Origin of the sequence: Kamptonema sp. PCC 6506, from assembly GCF_000180455.1 — a bacterium.
GTDB lineage: Bacteria > Cyanobacteriota > Cyanobacteriia > Cyanobacteriales > Microcoleaceae > Kamptonema > Kamptonema formosum.
On the sequence record NZ_CACA01000311.1, the window covers coordinates 1 to 18,327 of the forward strand.

An 18,327-nucleotide genomic window follows, 5' to 3' on the forward strand; every position below is an offset into this window, starting at 1 on the left:
GCCCCTAGCTATAATTAGTACAGGGATATTTGCCATCATTGTGCTTGCATTCTGGCACAACATTAGTGTTTACGATCATTTTTTCTGTTTGATTTTTCTGCCCATTGGTATGATTAAATGCTGCTAGCGAAAGTCCTAAATTTGAGTCAAATCCTAAGATTAATAGTCCCAAAAAGGCTACAAAAGTAGATGTATTTTTCATGTTCGTTTCTACCTCTGATTAATTTTTGAATGCACGAGGTCGAAGCGAGTTGGCCAACTTTGCTTCTGAAAATTGAAAGTTAAGGATTGTGAAATTTCTCGTTTGTTTAGACTTGCTTGAGGTCTAAGCTTGCGAGGTATTCATATATTTATCGGGGTAAATTTGAAAAATTATGCTTTATTTCAGGTTGTGGTCAAATATCCTGGCGATTGAAATCGCGGCTATACAAACAAAGTCCGCCTACGCGGACTAATGAGGTTGGTAGACTTTTGCAATAATTGACTCGATTTATTGATTTAATCCCGCAACTGTGGTAGAAGTATAAGTTATAAGTAGAGTTACTAAGTGATGTTATACTTTGAGATAGTATATCAATAGCATGAGAACAACAATCAGGACTTGTGGGCTCTCACTCTTGTTAATTACAGCCATCCAGACACCAAGCATTGCAGGCGGTAGTAGCTGGAAAGTTAGCATTGAGAAAATACAGCTAAAATCTTCAAGTCGTGCAACAGTAGTTTTGAAAGCTCTTGAAGATAGGGCATTTAATCGGCAATGTACAAAATTGTTGATAGAGTTAAATTACCAGCCTGATTATCTCCAAGTACAGCAAAAGTTAGATCCTGGTCGTGAGAACGCCGCTCTCAAAAGCCATCAAGAAGCTTTAACATCTCTTCAGACGGCGTACAGTCAGCAGTCCCCAATTCGCTTTGGGGAGATGATGAGTGGCTTAATTCAGAAGCAAACTAATAGCTCATGGTTAGATTCTTTTATTCAGTTTTTTTCACAGTTGTTTGGGAAAGAAGAGCCACCGTCGATAGATTCAAGTATTCCAACTGAGTGCCAATTTACAGCGCCAGGTTTGGCACTATTTGAAGAATCATCAAATCAGCGAGTTGTGTATGTACTTAATGAGTTATGAACTAAAAGCATAGGTAGTATTGTACAAACAAATTCTAGTAGCGATCGCCTAAAGAATTAAAAATTAAAAATGTAAAATTAAAAAAGGCGAGAATTACCCGCCCCAATTCCTAATTAAAAAGTGTAAACTCTTCCCGTTTCATCAATATAAACTGCCCGCCCTTGATTGACATCGGTCGCACTCGTTGGCACAATCCGAACTGTCACCACATTATTAATAACTCGATACTCATATCTCAGCGGTACAGTCCCCTGGGGAGCATTAATCGGAATATTAGCAATATCACCTTTACGGCTGCTAATTCCAATATAAACATCTTTCGTTTCTCCCGGAGCTATTAAACTCGGATAGCCTTCAACTTTGCCATATTCCAAAGTATAACCAGTCTGATTCAAAAGCTGAACTTTAATCTCGCGATTGGGGTTAACTTTCCCTTCTGGTTGCCAAAATCCTGGTTGATATCGGTTATCTGAGGCTGGTTGCGAAAAAACTGCGGCTGGTATTCCTATGCTGAAGGTAGCTAATAGTGCTGCTGCTGTCAAAATTCTGTGTTTCATGGCGATCGCATTGGCAAAAGTGGTGGCATCCGGCCGCACGCTCCTGTTAAACTAGATCGAAGAGTATCGAGCCGGATTTTACTTCACTTATCAATTGCTGTACCATCAACCCGGAAAAGCAGCCAAAATTTTCAGGTTAGAAAGAATAGACACGCCCTTTTTCATCAATATAAACAGAGCGATCTAAAGGTGCTGCACCACTGGAAGTTCCGATCCTAACTGTTACGACATTTGTCTTAGGATCGACGTTATATTCATACCTCAAAGGAGTCGTCCCCTCCATCACATTAATGGGAATATTAGCAATATCGCCAGTGCTGTTTCCCTTACGAATAATGATATTTGCTGTACCTCCCGGAGGTAAAGACGATAAACCTTTTTCGGAATCGCCATATTCCAAATTTAATCCCGTCTCATTTGTCAAAATGAGCGTGATATCGCGAACGAGGTCAACTTGTGCTTCCGGTTGCCAAAACCCCGGCCTTGGCCCGCCGTCAGGGGAAGGTTGAGACAACACTGCACTAGGTTGAATTAATGCGATCGCGCTGATAATACCTGCTGTCAAAATTCTCAATTTCATAGCTTTTTCCTCGTAGTGTGTTAGTAACATTAACAAGACAGATCCCAAGTCTAGTTAATAGTTATCATTACCGTACAAACAGATTGGAATCCAGTTTTTTGCAAGTGATGCCAATGAGTAATGGTAATCAACCCGAATTAAATAGAAGGAAGAAGGCTTTAGTTATCTAGGAAATCGGGAAGAATGCTTATACAGCAAAATACCAATTTAATATTAGGCATTACTTCATTTGTCACCATTCCCCTCCTTAAGGGAGATACAGCTCATTCTAACAGAAAGCAGCTTTATAAAGCATCTTCCATAGGTATTGAAATCAGAACTTACGCTTACAGTACGACCGCTCTCTGGGCAGCGATCGCACTGACCGAAGGACAGAGTTAGGTAATTTTTAGAAATCGTATTTTATCACCAAGATTTATTAATTCAAAGGTTAGTATGCCACTTTTAGGATTGACCACTATTGAGCGATCGCTTATCTCAACCTTTGGCGGGCTGCTTGTAAAATCAAGCGTTGCTCAGCGCGTGCGATCGCAATACCAGTGCGTTCCACCGCCTCCACGTTCACAGAAATAGATGTAATCCCCCACCTTACTAGCGAATCAATCATCTCAGGATACAAAGCCGGAGCATCCCCACAGATAGAGCAAGGAATTCCGGCGGTATTCGCCATTTCAATTAACTGTTGAATCGCTCTAATTGCAGCAGGATGACGTGAATTAAAAACACTAGCCATCTGTTCCGAATCGCGGTCAATACCTAACAAAAGTTGAGTCAAATCGTTAGTACCGATCGCAATTCCCTGAACTCCAGCTTTCACATAATCGGGTAACAAAAACAAAACTGATGGCACCTCAGCCATAATCCACAGTTGAAAATCTGGATGCAACCGTCCCCAAAGTGTTTCTAACCGATTTCGGCAGAAAGAAAAATCTTCAACAGAGCGCACAAAAGGCAAAATTAAGTTAACATTGCTATATCCCAACTGATATACTCTTTCAATAACTGTCAATTCTAAATCAAATAGTTCTGGATCTAATACATAACTAAAACTGCCTTCCACCCCCGATTCCCGCAAATCTAAAGAGCGATAAAACACAGGGCGCGGAGCTAAAGCAGCCGCAAATAGAGCTAGCTGATCCGCCATCCGCTCCACAAATTCTGCTTGGCGATCGCTGTGAAGCCAAAGCCTGGGATGTTGATAATCCAAAGCTTCCAGCGCCATCAATTCCGATCGTAACAACCCGATGCCATCCACAGGCAGATTTTTAATCCGCGCAATGGAACCGATCTGGCTGACATTAACGTAAAGCTTAGTAGCTATTGGCAATGGGTAATTTAGGGTTGAAGAAAAATCCGTTATCCCGTCAATACTCAGAGATTGAGCTGTTGCGTTTGACAGTTGTGCGTATTTTTCTTCGGCAATGTATGCCTTGCCGGATGTGCTATTATTAATATTAGTTTCGCTCATCAAGTAAACTTCTCCTTTATTGCCATCTATTAACAGTGAATCGCCAGTTTTAATCGCATGAGTAGCATCGGCAACTCCGACAACTGCCGGAATGCCAAGTTCTCTGGCTAGAATTGCGCCATGTCCCGTCATCCCTCCTCGTTCTGAAATTACCCCAGCAGCAAGTTTTAGCCAAGGTAGCCACTCTGGGCTAATTTCAGAGGCTACTAAAATTCCTCCTGCTAAAAAATTGGATAATCTAGAGTTAGGATTGGTAATCACTTGGGCGGTAGCGATCGCAGTTCCGGCCGCTGCTGGTAGTCCCCGGAAGCAAATAGGGGAAGAGAGAGAGAGTTTTTCATCCTCGCGATCGCCTTTTCTGTGTTGCCCATTTAAGAGAGAAACTTGGGTCACATACAACTGCGGCTCTGAATTTGAGGCTAATTGGCACAAAGTCCACTCCATAACTAGGGAGCAACCAAGGTCTGCTTTTACCTTTTCTGCCATATCCATCAGCCCTTGCAGGTAAGGTTGATCTAGAGCGTATTGATTTTGCTCGACTTCGCTGAGGGCGCGAGCTTGCAAAGGACTGGCGGCACCAGAAATAACGAAGGAGGCCCCTGTTGCAGAGGCTTCGCGATCGCGGCGGAGGATGAAATGAGAATTTTGCTGCGTTCCTCCCTCCCCGCGATCGTGGGCTAAGTTATAAGCGATGTTTTTATGACCTAACTGCTGGCTTTGGATGTTTCTAGTTTCTGGCTGCACTTGGTAGCAGTCAGGAATAGCCTCTCCCCAAATTAAAGACATCCCCAAACCCCAACTGGCTTGGATTTCCCAAACTGCGCCCCCGTCGGCGGCGATCGAACCAGAGGCGATCGCATTCCGTAGCGGCTGTACTAGAATTACGGGTGCTAGTTTATGCAAACTTTGACCGCAACGCTGCCAGTAAAATAGACTTTTGGCTCTAAAAAGTTCTGCCCAAGCTCCTTTGATCCCACTAGCAATAGCTTCGGCATCAGTCCATACTACTTGAGATTCCAACAAACCAGAAGTTTTAATGCTGGTGTTAGTCAGGGAAGGCCGAAAAATCAGGGCTTTGGCATCTAATTGTTGCACTGCTGACTCAAGAGTAGAGGCTAAGGCTTCTGGCAGTTTGGCGCTGATAATTTGGTGACGAATACGCTGGGCGATCGCTTGTAGTTGCTGGGGATTGTCAGCATTGAAATATAGAGAGGAGTTAGGGAGGTCAGCAAATAGGGGTTCTAACCACTCAATTTCTGAAAGGAAATCCCAAAACGTTTGAGGCGTGACTACAAAACCCATTGCAACGGGGTAGCCACGCTGCATTAGGTCGCTTAAGTAAAACGCTTTGTCTCCAACCGTATCTCGGTCAGAGGATTGAATCTGGTTGAGCCAGTAGAGGTTTTGCACACTCTTAGCCTCTCGAGCAACTTTATTAAGATTTTATTAAATTTTGTGGTGGTCGCGAGTAAATGTTGAGCCTTAAAGCTATTCAAGGACAGCGCCTTGCGATCGAACTTAGGCTGTTGATTCCCGCAACCGCTTTTTTAAGGGTGCTTTCCGATCCCCCCTTTTTAAGGGGAGTATAGGGGGTATCTCTGTGAGTCCTGTTTGAGTTAAAATCTGACAATGGAAAAACGCTGGTGGACTTCTTACTTTAAACCGTTCTGGAGTTTATTTCTTAAGTCTAGCTGTTCTCTTTGTCAGCGGACTGCACGGGGAGAGTCGTTTTGTCAATATTGCCAGAAACAAATTTGGCAGTGCCAATTTACTAACAACAGTCAACTTTGGCAAGGAGAAATGCCGATTTTTGTCTGGGGAGAGTATAGAGGAGCGTTGAAACGCGCGATCGCAGCTTTTAAATATGATAACAAACCAGAAATAGGTAAACCTTTGGGTCACTGGCTGGCTCAAGCTTGGTTAAATTATCCCGAATTAGCTATTGACAAATTGACAGTTGTACCCATTCCTTTGCACGCGACAAAGTTAAAAAAGCGGGGTTTTAATCAGGCTGAAATTTTAGCAGAGAATTTTTGTGAATTGACGGGTTTACCTTTGCAGCGACAAGGTTTGGAACGAGTCAAGGATACTAAACCGCTATTCGATCTTTCACGAAAACAGCGACAAGATGAGATGAAAGAAGCGTTAATTTTAGGTAAAGGTTTTCGCCGTCGGCATCCCCCTGGGGGTGTACTGTTGGTGGATGATATTTATACTAGCGGCACTACGGTGAAATCTGCAACTGAGGCTTTGAAACGGGAGGGGATTAAGGTTTATGGAGTGGTGGCGATCGCAACTACTAGGAAAAATTGAAAATTGAAAATTAAAGTATTGACTCGATCGTTTGGGAATTGGGCTACTTCCTCAGCCAACAAGACCTTGTAAAAGTTGACACTTACAAAAAGTATCGGGAAATTGGCGGCTCACTTTTAGGTTTGAAGATAGTGAAGTATACGATCTGGATCTTGAGGATTACCATTGAGAAACGTAAATTGAATAATCGGCCCAATTCTTCGTGAAACTTAGGGATCTGAGATTCCCAAACCTTAAAGAAGAGATTAAAAATTAGAAAACTTTATCTAGGAGATATATTTTGTTATGATAAACTTAGAAGACATTACAGATGATAGGACAGTAAGACCAGTACATCCTGGCGAGGTAATCTCAGATATTCTTGATGATTTAGGAATGACTCAGACAAAGTTTGCAGAGATTTTAGGAGTATCCGATCTAACTGTTAACGAGATTCTAGAGGGTCGAAAACCAATCACCGTTGATATAGCAATACGCATTGGTAAAGCTTTTGGAAATGGGTCTCGCCTCTGGCTGAATCTTCAACAGAAGGTAGATATCTGGGACGCATTGCAAATGCACAAAAAAGAATACGATGAAGTGCCAACCTTAGTGTAACAGGTGATTGAGGAGAACGGAAAATAACTTTATTCTTTAGCTTTTACGGTCGTTAATGTGCGATCGACTATCCATTAATCCGTTACACAATTCGTTGCCAACGCCGCATCAAAAGTAGCGCGATCGCACATTGCAGACTGAGCACCATTTTTAGTCGCACACAGAGCCCCCGCCGCCGCACCCCAAACCACCGCCTCCCGCAAAGACAAACCAGTATCTAATGCTGCTGCAAGTCCACCATTAAAAGCATCGCCAGCAGCTACGGTATCAACAGCTTCGACGGTAAAAGCAGGGATAAAAAAGGTTTCATCAGCAGTAGCGCAAACAACACCTTTAGAGCCTAATTTAATAATCGCATTATTAACACCTAAATGACGCAATTGATCGGCGGCTTGAGTAGCAGTTTCCGGGTTGTTAACAGGAAATCCTACCAGTTGACTAGCTTCAATTTCATTAGGAGTAATAATGTCAATTAATGGATAAAAATCTGTAGGAATATCTGAGCGAAAAGGTGCAGGATCTAGAATAACTTTTACACTAGCTTCGCGGGCAAGTTTTGCTGCTGCTTGGACAACTTGCAGCGGAATTTCTAACTGTAATAACAAAGCTGTTGCAGTTGGCAATATTTCTTTTAGCCGTTCTAAATCAGTGTCATTGATGCAGTTGTTGGCACCGGGAACGACGATAATGTTATTTTGACCGCTATCTTCTACGGCAATAATAGCAATACCTGAATGAGTGCTTTTATCAATTAATATTTTGTCTGTATTCAATCCATAAAATTGTAAATTAGTCAATAGTTCTTGACCAAAATGATCGCCCCCAACCCTCCCGATTAGGTGAGTTGTTATTCCCAACTGGGAGGTCGCTACGGCTTGATTTGCACCTTTACCGCCGCCTGCGGTGAAGAAATTATGACCGAGTAGGGTTTCGCCGGGAAGGGGTAAACGAGGGGTTTTGGCGATTAGGTCGATGTTGATGCTACCAAAGACTATAATGCTCATAGATTTAGATCTAGATACGGTGTAAAAGTTTGAGTTCTTCAGGGTTAAGTTCGCGCCATTGACCAGGTTCTAAACCATCTAAGCGTAGGTGCGCGATCGCAACTCTTACTAGCCGCAAAGTAGGGAAACCAACCGCTGCTGTCATTCGCCTTACCTGACGATTTTTCCCCTCTGTAAGGGTCATTTCTAACCATGCGGTGGGTATATTTTTGCGAAACCTGATCGGCGGATTGCGTGGCGGTAATAGCGGTTCTGTCGATAAGAGTTGCACTTTTGTCGGTCGAGTGCGATAATTTTGAATAGTTATACCCGATCGCAGATGCGCGATCGCATCTTCGCTAGGAATTTTTTCTACTTGTACCCAATAAGTGCGCGGGTGAGCAAATTTCGGATCGCTTAGTCGATGCTGCATTTGCCCATCATCTGTTAACAGTAACAGCCCTTCGCTATCTCTGTCTAGCCGTCCGACAGGATATATAAAAGAAATGGGTATATAGTCTTTAAGGGTGCTACGTTTGTTCTCACTTTCCGCGTCTGTGAATTGGGTTAAAACATCGTAAGGTTTATAAAAGAGAATATAGCGGTAAGCCATCGTGATTTTATATTTTAGATTTTGATTATACTCGATTTAAAATAAGCTTTTACACCTTCCTACTCATCTTCAATCAGTCCATTACAGATAGCGCCAACAATCGCATCATCTTTCATCCATAGTTGTACACCCAAACGGAAATACTCAATGGGAATCTGTGTTCCTATCATTTCACCAATTTCATCTTCTTGACCTAAGATTTGGCGAATATCATCTAGCGATAGTCCAAATAGATTCTGACCTTGGTAAAACAGATTGTCATAGCAACCAACACCAACAATATAACAATTTTCAACATAAATTCTTGTTTCACACTCAGGAAATTCGTAAGTATCCCAATCGCCTGATTTACAGTCAGGTTCCAATTTTTGTAAATTGTATTTAGTTACGATGGGAGTAGCTGCTTCTCCAAAATGAATATATCCTATTGAAACAAGAGGCTGCCAGTGCCAAATTAAGATATTATCTTTCATATTTTTTCAAATCCTTACTAATTACCGTTTAGCTTATTGAGACTGATTTCCCCCTTTTTTCTGTTGATGTATACATTTCAAAGGAGATTTGATATTATCTGTATTTAATCGGACACAATCTAATACCAATTATCTAAATTATTGATACAATCAGCATTGTTGAGTGAACTTCATACAACCAACCTCCTGCCTCTACCGTTGCCTAACTTTAGAGAATTGGTATAAGTCCGATTAAGATAAAACAATGCGATCGCGACCCTGTTCTTTAGCTCGATAAAGTGCCTGATCTGCCGCCAATATCAACTTGACGAGTACCTCGCTATCTGCAACAGTAGTGGCTATGCCCATACTCAAAGTAACGTACTTGCTAACGCCTGACTTAGCGTGAGGTAGCTTAAGAGATTCCATTTCCGAACGAATAGCTTTAGCCGCACGTAAAGCAGAAGCAGCATCCCTATTAGGCAAAATCACCGCAAATTCTTCTCCACCATAACGCGCCGCCAAAAATAGGTTTTCATCCTCCGGCACTTCTCCAGTTTCCCACTCTTCACTGTTACCCAAACATCGCTCCACAGAACGATTGAGAGCAGCAGCAACCTTTTTCAAACAAGCATCGCCTGCTTGGTGTCCGTAGGTGTCATTGTAGAGTTTGAAAAAGTCAACATCACACAGAATTAATGATAGTGGGGTGCGATCGCGCACAGAGCGGGCCCATTCGCACTCCAAATATTCATCAAAGCAGCGACGGTTAGGAATTAGGGTTAAACCATCCAAAGTAGCGATCCGCTTGAGTTCTTGATTGGCATCCTGTAATCTTTGATAAAGTTCAGCTTGGCTGATGGCGATCGCTAACTGCGCCGCCAACTGCTTGAGCAAATCCATCTCCTGCGGTTGCCAGTGGCGCGATCCCTTACAATGGTGGGCAACTAACAGCCCCCAAGGTTGATAATTAGGAATTTTTGAGTTTGGAGATGGCTTAGTTACACTCGCAACGCTTAGCTGCGTTGAGTTATAAGAGTCAGTGCTACTCCCCTGCTCCCCTGCTCCCCTGCTCCCCTGCTCCCCTACTCCCCTTTCTCCCCCTGCTCCCCTGCTCCCCTCGCTCCCAAGAGCTCCCCCGCTCTTCTAGCAAGGGCGAAATAAGTTACACTTACCAATGATGGGACAAGATAAATTTGAATGCAGCGGTTGTAAGCGAGATAGCTGAGTAAACACGGCATCGCCAATGGACAGTAGAATCCATTCTTGACCGTCATACGCCTAAAGTGCCAATCGGATGCCAATACCAGTGTTAATGCCGATACCGATTTTGACAGGAGCGCTCCGCGTCCTAGCTGATGGCGATTAACATTAAATTCCTGTAAGGTCTGTAAGTGTCTGATTTTCAGCGGCAATTTCTCTCCGAACGTCCCCCTGCTGGTTTATCTCTTTCAGCCATAATCGCGATCACCAAGATCATTTGGCGATCAATAAAACCCCGGTGGGAGGCGATGCAAGCACCAATCTAGGTAAAAAATCCATATTAGCCATTCAGAATTGTCGAATGCTGCTTTAGAAAATTCTATGGCGATCGCGTCATGTAAATCCCCCAATATCTGCCATACTTAGGACACTTCCACCGCATACTGCCGTAATTTGCGTTCGCAAATCTGCAGGAAAGGGATAAATAGCAGAACCCAGAAGTTCCACCTTTAGAATCGCTTTCCGAGCCAGAAATAGTCGACACTTAACTGAGAGATCATTCGCTATCTACCGAAGCTGCCACTACTTAGACCGCTATCGTTTGTTCCTGGTTTCCTGTTGCCGCACTTGCGAGGTTGGCGCTTGCGAGTCGCATTTGGCTCAACTGCAAAACATTTTCTACTGTTGCTAATTGTTAGTGGCTAGTTGTAAATGGCTTAGTTGAAATAATCATCTGCCATCATTTCTAATCCTTTCTAACCCGCGAGCTATCATCTATCAAGGGCAGTTATAAATATTACGGTATTGTTTTTAAACTATCATCTTGCCGTAGACGTAAACGGACATAAATTTGTCTATTTGGAAGATGAGTCACATATTGATAATATTAAGTCAGGTCTGGATTAAAAGCTTAACAGTTAGACCGCTTCAGCGACCACAGGCTGCCAATCTAGTTATTTTACCATATCAATTGCTAGCAACTCTACCACCGTAATATTATCACGCCCTCCCTTATCCTTAGCAGCATTCATCCAGAGCTGTCGCTGCCTTTTAACAGCACGAATCGATGTTCAGAGTAGGGAAGCGATCAAAGAGTCAGACAGTTCCTCAGTTAAACCATTGACACTACACTAGCAGTAAGCGATTCTACCTAGTGCTTCCCAACTTATATAGTAGTTATCAAGCAAGTAATCTACACCCTTATGAATCTAGCAATTACAATTAGCAATTATAAAACGTGCCAAGCCATGGGATGACTCTCGAGCATTGATCTGAAGCCCGCTGAGCCTGTTCTTTTCTTCCCCTAGCCCCTAGCCCCAAGTCTGATCTCCCCTACTTTCTGCTCTTCCGCTCCCCGGAATCGATTAGAGGCTGAAGAGTTGCGATCGCAGAATTAGAGATCCAAAGTGCTCCTACTTGGCGAAAAATTAGCCGCTACCGCAGTAGTTCCATAACGGAGCGTTCTGCGATCTCCCGTGCATCTTGCACAATTGCCAGATCAGCCGCAATCACCGGCATTTTTCGCAGTAACTCTGAAGACTCCTGCGAGTTGGTGCAGTCAACTCAAACCCATCAATGTCTGGCAGTTGAATAGCAATCCGGCTAGCCTCTTGGCCGCCTGCGTGTCCTCCCATACCATCCGCCAGAGATGACGCGATCGCCCCTGCGTGTCGATCGTGCTTACCGTCGCCGATCAACTCCACTTTGTACCCCTCCAACTGTCTAACAATTCAGAAATGAGCGTTTGGTTGATTGGCGGTTGAAGTCATCAAACTTGCAAAGGTAATTGTTACCAATAGATTCGGATTTAGGAACTGCCTAACTTAATTGTAGATTTTGACATATCCGAACTAGGCGTAGAAAGCTCCGATCGCATCTATGTCGAGGCAGCTAAACTTTTTAGTGCACTACATCCAAAAATAGCCTAATTCTCAAAGGTCGTGTCGGGCAGTTCCGCCAGCCGCTTTGTCAGCGCCAGACCCAAACCCGTGGCTCCTCATGGCGACGCGTTAAGGAAGCATCTCTAGCATGACTCGTTAATCTAGAAATAGTAGATGCCAACGCTCTGATACAGATCCCGTTGAGTTGGAGTCTTTAAGGCTCTACACATAAGTAAGGCGTACTCGCACAAACAGTTGTAGCATATCACCTTCGTCAAAAGTCTTCACTCTTGCTGCAGTATCGCATAAGCGTCCGCTCAGTTTAGACTTGACCCGCCTCCGGGGTAAATTTGTATCGCTGAGCTGAAACTCAACTAATACAATATCTCCCGCACCCGTCGTTGAGGGCTAAAATCCCAAATCTAAAATTTCCCTTATCGACATTCGATCCATGCGGTCAATTCGCTTTTTATCAGCGCGAGGATGAATCCACTTTTTAGGACAGTCAGTACACACCGCCACTGCTAACCATACCCGATCTGTAGACAAACAAGATCTGCTTCGCCTGCTACAATTTTAGAGAGGTCAAGAATATGCGTAGTTAGTTCCCATCTGCAACAGATGCTGACTGCTGTCGTCAAGCAGACCGACATGATTGACTTGGCGATCGGACATCGGACGCAGAAATCTGCCCTAGCTCCAAGTCAGAAAATCCGTAAAATGCTATTCAGCGAGGCAGTTCGTAATTCACTGGAACATTGATGCTGAACAGCTCTGACGTTCAATCTCAGCGAAGAACGCTGCTAATTGCCTCATTAATTTGTCGTAGTCGTTCTTGAGACTCCATGCCCTTTCGCTGTGCCACCTCCATAAAATATGACACTTAGCGATCTAGCACCTCTACCTGAGGCGCATCTTGCAGTTGTTGCAAATTGCCCGCATCACAAAAGTTAAAACCCCGATAATTGGGACCAGGTTAGTAGCAGGCAATCTCGGAGAATATCCCCAGTAATTTTGGTAACTGGACTGGGCCTCAAAGGGCTTTTACAGCGTTGGGTTGAGCAACATAATCTTCAACGATCGTCGCAGTTTACCCGTTTCCACTGTACTTGCCAGAGCATCCCAAGTTCACCATAGGGGATACCCCGATGCGCTGATTCCATGCATTTGGAAGCTATTGCTCGTTAGCAGTAAGTTTCCATCAGTCCTTCGCAGAGATCTTGTTGGCCTCGAACTCTCACTTCCCCATCATGCCGAAATCGCTAATTACTTTAGCCCTCCTTCGAGGGCTAGCATCGATATTCCCGGGGTGGGGGTCAGCGTGGAAAAAGCCCTATTTCCTTGACACTATCAGAGTTTTGCAGACGTTCGTTAGATCCCATTTGAGAAATCGCGGCCCGACTTACTTCTGCAGTTTAAACTAGCTTGAGAACGTTGGTAGATGGTAACATCTCGAAAGTTAAATATGCCAAAGTCCGCACGCGTGGAGTCAGCATACCGCCAGTAAACTTTCCAAACTAGTCGCCATTTGCCTGTTCGAACAGTAGCAAAGATACACTCTCAGCATTTCGACGTTTGTTGGAAAGCTTGTTTGAACTCCTGCCACAGAATCCGACAACACTCCTCATAAATTCCCATGCCAATCCCGGCAAACGCGACACCCCATTTGGGATGGTTTTGAAAGTACGCTGGAGAAAACCCCCAAGTTTCAGCAAGTCAATCTCAAACAGTTTCCGCAACCCCGGCCGCTGCACCTTGACAACTACTTCGTTGCACCGTCGAATGGATTTGAGCATTTGTGTACTTGACCCAAGCTGGCTGCTGCCAAAGGTATAGGGTCAAAGTTCTGGTAGAGTTCCTGAATTGGCTTGCCTAAATCCTGCTCGACATATAGGATTTCTACCTGCTCGTAACTAAAAGCAAGGCTACTCTATCTTGCAGATTTAGAAAGCTCGTTCTACGTACTCCCCAGGAAACAAATCCGCTCGTGTTGAGAATAGCTGCCCTACTTTAATGAAGGTAGGCCCCAGATCCAAAAGTGTTTCTCGCACCCAGGCGGCCTGTATTCTGCGTCTGGCATTCTTCTTTTCTTCAGTAACACCTCCCCGGTAGCTCCAATCTTTACTGTCTAGCCACAGCCAAGCCAGCCATGTTAAAACAAAAGTCCAAATGTCGATAAAGCGCCGATGACGGGAGTAATGCTCCCGATTCCAGCGGTAGGATTTTTGCCCATAAGATTTGCCGACAAATTTTGGCTGTAAGGAACTGCCAGTAAGCTTTGTATTTCGCTTACGGTTAACGGAATCATCAAGGAGAGCAGACACTGGGGTTCCCAAATAGGTTATTTCAGTTTATTAGCCGCGATGATCTAAGTAGGGGCGTTTGGCGCTGCGCTGTTTTTACCCCCGCTTTATAGATAGATTTTGAGAGCAGCGCTTTTACTGCAAACGGCTACGGTAGCGTTGCAGTTCAGACCTAACTAGGGCAACTTCTGCTCGCAGCTCGTCAATAGTCGCTTGTAGGTCGGATGCAGGTTGAGAGTCTATCTGCACGATTGCAGTCGTCTCCCGTGCTTGTATCGCTGCTTGGGCTTCTCTGTTGGCTCGTTCCTCGACTGATTCATAGAACTGCCGCAAGCGCTCCCGCTGCTCGGCATCAAATTTACCAAGTTCGGAGAGAGCGCTGGTTAGTACACTCTCAAGCTGCTCGTAGAGTGCTTCGGCAACTGCTCTGCCGACAAAAAAGGCATGAACTGGGGGTTTACTCATGGATTTATTTCTGCGCTCGTCCGCAAAGAATTATAACTTGCTTGCCTCTATTCCTGCCTGATTCTGAAAAAGCGGGGGTGGGAGGGTGGGAGGGTGCGAGCAACTACCAAGGTGATGTTTAATGTTCTTAAATTGTTGAAACTATTGCTGAAATCGCTTGGATGGGAATGGCTTAGATCGCGGCGTTACCTTTTCCAGATTTAATCATCCCTAATTGTGATGGTAGGCTGCCCTATCCGTTAATTATGTTAATTTTTTTTCCTCGTTTGAATTTTGTATTGCAATTAACTGGGATTGAGTTCTATCGCCAAAAAATCGAGGTGCGATCGCCCTCTTCAAAAGGTGATATAGTCATTTTATCCTAAATTGATTTTTGCTGCCGATCCTAGCTGGGGCAATCTTAAGTCTTCACAAGAACTTCACATCTAGCGATCCATAATTTAATAATCTATATTTTTCGTCAATTCAATTGATAGAAATACATACTGTAAGTGGTTAACGTATTATTTTATACTTGCGGTTCTCAAGACAATAGCAAATAGAACTCTTTTCAATCAGCACAAGTGGAATAGTATATGGTTTCTAATCACCAATTTAGTCAACTTAACGATATAGCAGATGGGAATTTTTATCTCGCGCAGCGATCGCAGCTACAAGAGCCACAGACTCAGCGAAAACCGCTGCTAGCTAGCGATATCTACCAAAATGTCGTAGAACTGCAAACAGAGCTAGTTTCTCGGTTTTTAATCGATGGTACTCTCACATTTGTGAATAGAGCTTACTGCCGTTATTTTGGCAAAACGCGCCGGGAATTAATCGGTACAAATTTTTTACTGTTAATTCCCGAGGTAGAAAGGGAAGAAGTAAAACAGCAATTCCTCTCCCTAACTCCCAGTAATCCTGTCAAAACTTATGAATGCACTAGCAATGGTGATAATGGAGAAGTTAATTGTCAGCAGTGGACTATTCAAGCAATTTTCGATCCGCTGATGCGCTCGGTCGAATTCCAGTCTGTGGGTCGCCACATTTCAGAACAGGGATTAACAGAGCGTAGAATAGAGTTAAAGCACCTCTCGGAAGATATAGAAAGGAAGTCTTATGAACTCAAGCAGATCAAAGAAGAACTGCGAAATATTTATAGCGTTTTAGCTGTAATTGCTAAGGATATTACAGAACGAAAACAAATAGAGGAAAACCTACAAGAAAAGACTCAGCAATTGCAAGCGATTCTGGAAACAATCGGAGAAGGAATTACCCTTAGCGATACAGAAGGATGCTTTGAAATTTTTAATCCCATGATGGAAAAAATCACAGGCTATACTACTGCTGAGGCTAATAGTAGCAATGATTTTATCAGGTTGCTGCATCCTGAAGAAGCAGAATATAGGGAAGCGTGGCAGCGGCTTAAGGAAGTTAGGGAAGAAGGTAAAATCTCGGAAATTAAAACTACTATTCTTACTAAGAACAAAATCAGAAAAAACCTACTAATATCTACGTCACTTGTGCGTTGTAAAAACAGAGAGATGTTTTTAACTGCCTATCGAGATATCAGCGAAAATCAGCAAATTGAGTCGGCGCTTTGGTCAAATGAAGAGCCTTTTCGCCACTTTTTAGAAAATGCTCCTATTGGCATGATTATTTGCGATCGTAAATCTCACATTATCAGTGTCAATACAATAGTATGTAAGATGCTAGGTTATACCGAATCTGAAATGTTGTCTCTGAATATTACAGATATTAATCAGCCAGAATCACAAGAAAAAAATCTGCTCTTGAAGGAGCAAGATTTGCTAAGAAAATTGCCACTTTATCAACTAGAGAAATGCTTTATCAAGAAAAACAAAGAAGCTATTTGGGTAAATGTAGTAGTCAAATTAATTCGCGATCTACAAGGAGAAACTCTTTATGGTTTTGGCATTGTTGAAGATATCACCGATCGCAAATTGCTAGAAGCAATTATTCAAGAGAGTGAAGACAGATTTCATGCTATTTTTGAGCAATCTGCTGTCGGTATGAGTGCCTTGACACTAGATGATAAATTTTTCCGAATCAATCAAAAATTTTGTGATATAGTGGGTTATACTCACATAGAAATGCTCAGTTTAACTTTTCAAGATATCACTCATCCAGACGATATCGCCACTGATATTATTGATAAACAATGCCTCTTGGGCGGCGAAATTTCCAATTACTCAATAGAAAAGCGTTGTCTCAGTAAAAATGGAATGCTTGTCTGGGGAAAAATGAGTTTATCCGCAGTACGCGATCGCACTGGAAAACCACAGTATTTAATTGTTGCCTTTGAAGATATTAGCGATCGCAAACAAGCCGAAGCAGCTCTTCAAGAATCCGAGGCAAAATACCGGGCATTAATGAATGATGCTGGCGACGCAATTATGCTAGCAGATATGCAAGGGAATATCTTAGAAGCCAATAAAAATGCAGAAGAATTATTAGGGTATAAAAAGAAGAATTAGTGAAAATGCACGCCAGTCAAATTCATCCCCTGCCAGAGAGAAAAAGAGTAATGACCGAATTTATGAAAAGTATCAAAAAAGGGGTAGCATGGTTGCCCAACACTCTGGTACTTCAAAAAGAAGGTCAAACAGTTTGGGTAGATATTAACTCTAGAGTAGTTGAATGGGGTGGCAGTGGCAAAGTCGTGCAGACAATTTTCCGGGATATCACCTACCGAGTACAACTAGAAAACACGCTCAAACAACAAGCTGAAAGAGAACGGTTAGTAAGAGGGATCGCCCAAAATATTCGCGAGTCTTTAAACTTAGAAGAAATTTTAAATACTACAGTTAATAAAGTTAGGGAATTTTTGCAAACTGAGCGTGTAATTATTCATCGGTTCAAAACAGGTGAAAGCGGACAGATAGTTGCAGAATCTATAGCCGATGGTTGGGGTTCAAGCTTAGATTGGGCGATCGGTCATCCCTGGATTACAGAAAATCAACTTTCCAATTCCCCTCAGTTGCGGCAAATTTGCGCCATTGAAGATATCTACACATCTGGTTTAGAACAAAGCCACATCGAGCTACTAGAAACCTTCGAGATCAGAGCAATGTTAGTCATGCCGATCCTGACTGGAGAATATCCTTCTCTACTCTGGGGACTACTAATAGCTCACCAGTGCAGTGGGGTGCGTAAATGGGAACAATTAGAGATTAATTTATTGCAGGAATTAGCAATGCAACTAGCGCTAGGCATTCAGCAATCACAACTTTACCAACAGCTTAAAGAAGCGAATGTCGAACTTCACCAACTCGCAACAGTAGACTGTTTAACTCAAATCGCAAACCGCCGCCGCTTTGATGAGTATTTGCATCAAGAGTGGTGGCGATTAAGCCATGAACAAAAACCTTTATCTTTAATTCTGTGCGACATCGACTTTTTCAAGCTCTATAACGATGCTTGCGGACATCAAGCAGGAGATCGGTGCCTCAAACAGGTTGCTGCTGCAATCCGCGCTGTACTGAAGCATTCAGCAGATTTAGTTGCCCGTTATGGTGGTGAAGAATTTGCAATAATTTTGCCTAATACTGATGCTATTACAGCCCTTAGTATTGCCGAAACTATCCGTTCTACTATCAAAGATATGCGGATTGTTCACAGAGGTTTAGCACCGGATCGGTACATTACTCTCAGTTTAGGAACTACGACGGTAGTTCCAGGGCCTAAAATTTCTCCTGAGAGGCTGATTTCTGCTGCGGATAGGGCTCTGTACTCCGCCAAAGAACAGGGTCGCGATCGAGTTGGGACTATCGAATGTTGATATTGCTG

At 43.3% G+C, this 18,327-nt stretch carries 20 protein-coding genes and 2 pseudogenes; 7 read left to right on the plus strand and 15 right to left on the minus strand.

The window, feature by feature from the left end; all coding sequences use genetic code 11:
* Nucleotides 1-4: 4 nt before the first annotated feature.
* Nucleotides 5-202 (minus strand): hypothetical protein, encoded by a 198-nt coding sequence (locus OSCI_RS19250; RefSeq protein ID WP_007356771.1) that lies wholly within the window; start codon nucleotides 200-202, stop codon nucleotides 5-7.
* A gap of 379 nt (nucleotides 203-581) precedes the next feature.
* Between OSCI_RS19250 and OSCI_RS19255 the strand changes: the two genes are divergently transcribed.
* Nucleotides 582-1,124: a hypothetical protein gene (locus OSCI_RS19255; RefSeq protein WP_007356772.1), complete on the plus strand. Its 543-nt coding sequence runs from the start codon at nucleotides 582-584 to the stop codon at nucleotides 1,122-1,124.
* A gap of 113 nt (nucleotides 1,125-1,237) precedes the next feature.
* On the opposite strand, the gene OSCI_RS19260 is transcribed toward OSCI_RS19255, so the two are convergent.
* Nucleotides 1,238-1,720: a hypothetical protein gene (locus tag OSCI_RS19260; protein ID WP_007356773.1), complete on the minus strand. Its 483-nt coding sequence runs from the start codon at nucleotides 1,718-1,720 to the stop codon at nucleotides 1,238-1,240.
* A gap of 97 nt (nucleotides 1,721-1,817) precedes the next feature.
* The gene (locus tag OSCI_RS19265) at nucleotides 1,818-2,261 is read right to left on the minus strand and encodes a hypothetical protein (RefSeq protein WP_007356774.1); all 444 of its coding nucleotides are present in this window, start codon (nucleotides 2,259-2,261) and stop codon (nucleotides 1,818-1,820) included.
* A 183-nt stretch (nucleotides 2,262-2,444) separates the two neighbouring features.
* Between OSCI_RS19265 and OSCI_RS19270 the strand changes: the two genes are divergently transcribed.
* Nucleotides 2,445-2,642 carry a hypothetical protein gene (locus OSCI_RS19270; protein WP_007356775.1) on the plus strand — a complete coding sequence of 66 codons (198 nt, stop codon included), beginning with the start codon at nucleotides 2,445-2,447 and terminating at the stop codon, nucleotides 2,640-2,642.
* Nucleotides 2,643-2,733: 91 nt separating this feature from the next.
* Here OSCI_RS19270 and OSCI_RS19275 read toward each other — a convergent pair whose 3' ends face one another.
* The gene (locus OSCI_RS19275; protein WP_007356776.1) at nucleotides 2,734-5,139 is read right to left on the minus strand and encodes a putative PEP-binding protein; all 2,406 of its coding nucleotides are present in this window, start codon (nucleotides 5,137-5,139) and stop codon (nucleotides 2,734-2,736) included.
* Between the two features lie 219 nt (nucleotides 5,140-5,358).
* Here OSCI_RS19275 and OSCI_RS19280 point away from each other — a divergent pair, with 219 nt between their 5' ends.
* Both OSCI_RS19280 and OSCI_RS19285 read left to right on the plus strand, forming a co-directional pair.
* Nucleotides 5,359-6,042: a ComF family protein gene (locus OSCI_RS19280; protein WP_007356777.1), complete on the plus strand. Its 684-nt coding sequence runs from the start codon at nucleotides 5,359-5,361 to the stop codon at nucleotides 6,040-6,042.
* A gap of 285 nt (nucleotides 6,043-6,327) precedes the next feature.
* Entirely contained in the window at nucleotides 6,328-6,639 is a 312-nt protein-coding gene (locus OSCI_RS19285) for a HigA family addiction module antitoxin (RefSeq protein WP_007356778.1), read from the plus strand.
* 74 nt (nucleotides 6,640-6,713) lie between these two features.
* On the opposite strand, the gene rbsK is transcribed toward OSCI_RS19285, so the two are convergent.
* The 6 genes from rbsK to OSCI_RS30195 all read right to left on the minus strand — a co-directional run bounded on the left by rbsK (nucleotide 6,714) and on the right by OSCI_RS30195 (nucleotide 12,319).
* Nucleotides 6,714-7,643, minus strand: a complete 930-nt coding sequence (gene rbsK / locus OSCI_RS19290; protein WP_007356779.1) for a ribokinase — start codon at nucleotides 7,641-7,643, stop codon at nucleotides 6,714-6,716.
* Between the two features lie 10 nt (nucleotides 7,644-7,653).
* On the minus strand, nucleotides 7,654-8,235 hold the full coding sequence (locus OSCI_RS19295) for a pseudouridine synthase (RefSeq protein ID WP_007356780.1): 582 nt from the start codon (nucleotides 8,233-8,235) through the stop codon (nucleotides 7,654-7,656).
* Nucleotides 8,236-8,294: 59 nt separating this feature from the next.
* The gene (locus tag OSCI_RS19300; protein WP_007356781.1) at nucleotides 8,295-8,708 is read right to left on the minus strand and encodes a hypothetical protein; all 414 of its coding nucleotides are present in this window, start codon (nucleotides 8,706-8,708) and stop codon (nucleotides 8,295-8,297) included.
* 231 nt (nucleotides 8,709-8,939) lie between these two features.
* Nucleotides 8,940-9,665: a sensor domain-containing diguanylate cyclase gene (locus OSCI_RS19305; protein WP_234709963.1), complete on the minus strand. Its 726-nt coding sequence runs from the start codon at nucleotides 9,663-9,665 to the stop codon at nucleotides 8,940-8,942.
* 1,733 nt (nucleotides 9,666-11,398) lie between these two features.
* Nucleotides 11,399-11,593, minus strand: a complete 195-nt coding sequence (locus OSCI_RS19310; protein WP_007356784.1) for a hypothetical protein — start codon at nucleotides 11,591-11,593, stop codon at nucleotides 11,399-11,401.
* Between the two features lie 585 nt (nucleotides 11,594-12,178).
* The gene (locus OSCI_RS30195) at nucleotides 12,179-12,319 is read right to left on the minus strand and encodes a hypothetical protein (RefSeq protein ID WP_007356785.1); all 141 of its coding nucleotides are present in this window, start codon (nucleotides 12,317-12,319) and stop codon (nucleotides 12,179-12,181) included.
* 72 nt (nucleotides 12,320-12,391) lie between these two features.
* On the opposite strand from OSCI_RS30195, the gene OSCI_RS30200 reads away from it, so the two are divergent.
* A complete protein-coding gene (locus tag OSCI_RS30200; protein ID WP_007356786.1) occupies nucleotides 12,392-12,532 on the plus strand; it encodes a hypothetical protein in 141 nt (46 codons plus the stop codon).
* 475 nt (nucleotides 12,533-13,007) lie between these two features.
* Here the strand turns inward: OSCI_RS30200 and OSCI_RS32465 are convergent, their stop codons facing one another.
* The 5 genes from OSCI_RS32465 to OSCI_RS19320 all read right to left on the minus strand — a co-directional run bounded on the left by OSCI_RS32465 (nucleotide 13,008) and on the right by OSCI_RS19320 (nucleotide 14,538).
* A complete protein-coding gene (locus tag OSCI_RS32465; RefSeq protein WP_234708778.1) occupies nucleotides 13,008-13,070 on the minus strand; it encodes a hypothetical protein in 63 nt (20 codons plus the stop codon).
* A 217-nt stretch (nucleotides 13,071-13,287) separates the two neighbouring features.
* The gene (locus OSCI_RS32470) at nucleotides 13,288-13,566 is read right to left on the minus strand and encodes a hypothetical protein (protein WP_052638549.1); all 279 of its coding nucleotides are present in this window, start codon (nucleotides 13,564-13,566) and stop codon (nucleotides 13,288-13,290) included.
* Nucleotides 13,533-13,667 (minus strand): AarF/UbiB family protein, encoded by a 135-nt coding sequence (locus OSCI_RS32475; protein ID WP_420705290.1) that lies wholly within the window; start codon nucleotides 13,665-13,667, stop codon nucleotides 13,533-13,535. The genes OSCI_RS32470 and OSCI_RS32475 overlap by 34 nt, the downstream gene beginning before the upstream one ends.
* Nucleotides 13,668-13,713: 46 nt before the next feature.
* Complete coding sequence (locus OSCI_RS32480) at nucleotides 13,714-14,094, minus strand: hypothetical protein (RefSeq protein WP_007356787.1); 381 nt, start codon at nucleotides 14,092-14,094, stop codon at nucleotides 13,714-13,716.
* Nucleotides 14,095-14,208: 114 nt separating this feature from the next.
* On the minus strand, nucleotides 14,209-14,538 hold the full coding sequence (locus OSCI_RS19320; RefSeq protein WP_007356788.1) for a DUF6825 family protein: 330 nt from the start codon (nucleotides 14,536-14,538) through the stop codon (nucleotides 14,209-14,211).
* A 575-nt stretch (nucleotides 14,539-15,113) separates the two neighbouring features.
* On the opposite strand from OSCI_RS19320, the pseudogene OSCI_RS32485 reads away from it, so the two are divergent.
* Together OSCI_RS32485 and OSCI_RS32490 are read left to right on the plus strand one after the other, a co-directional pair.
* Nucleotides 15,114-16,106 (plus strand): annotated as a pseudogene (locus OSCI_RS32485) (PAS domain-containing protein); the annotation flags it as partial.
* A gap of 11 nt (nucleotides 16,107-16,117) precedes the next feature.
* Nucleotides 16,118-18,316: pseudogene (locus tag OSCI_RS32490) on the plus strand (PAS domain S-box protein); the annotation flags it as partial.
* Nucleotides 18,317-18,327: the final 11 nt, after the last annotated feature.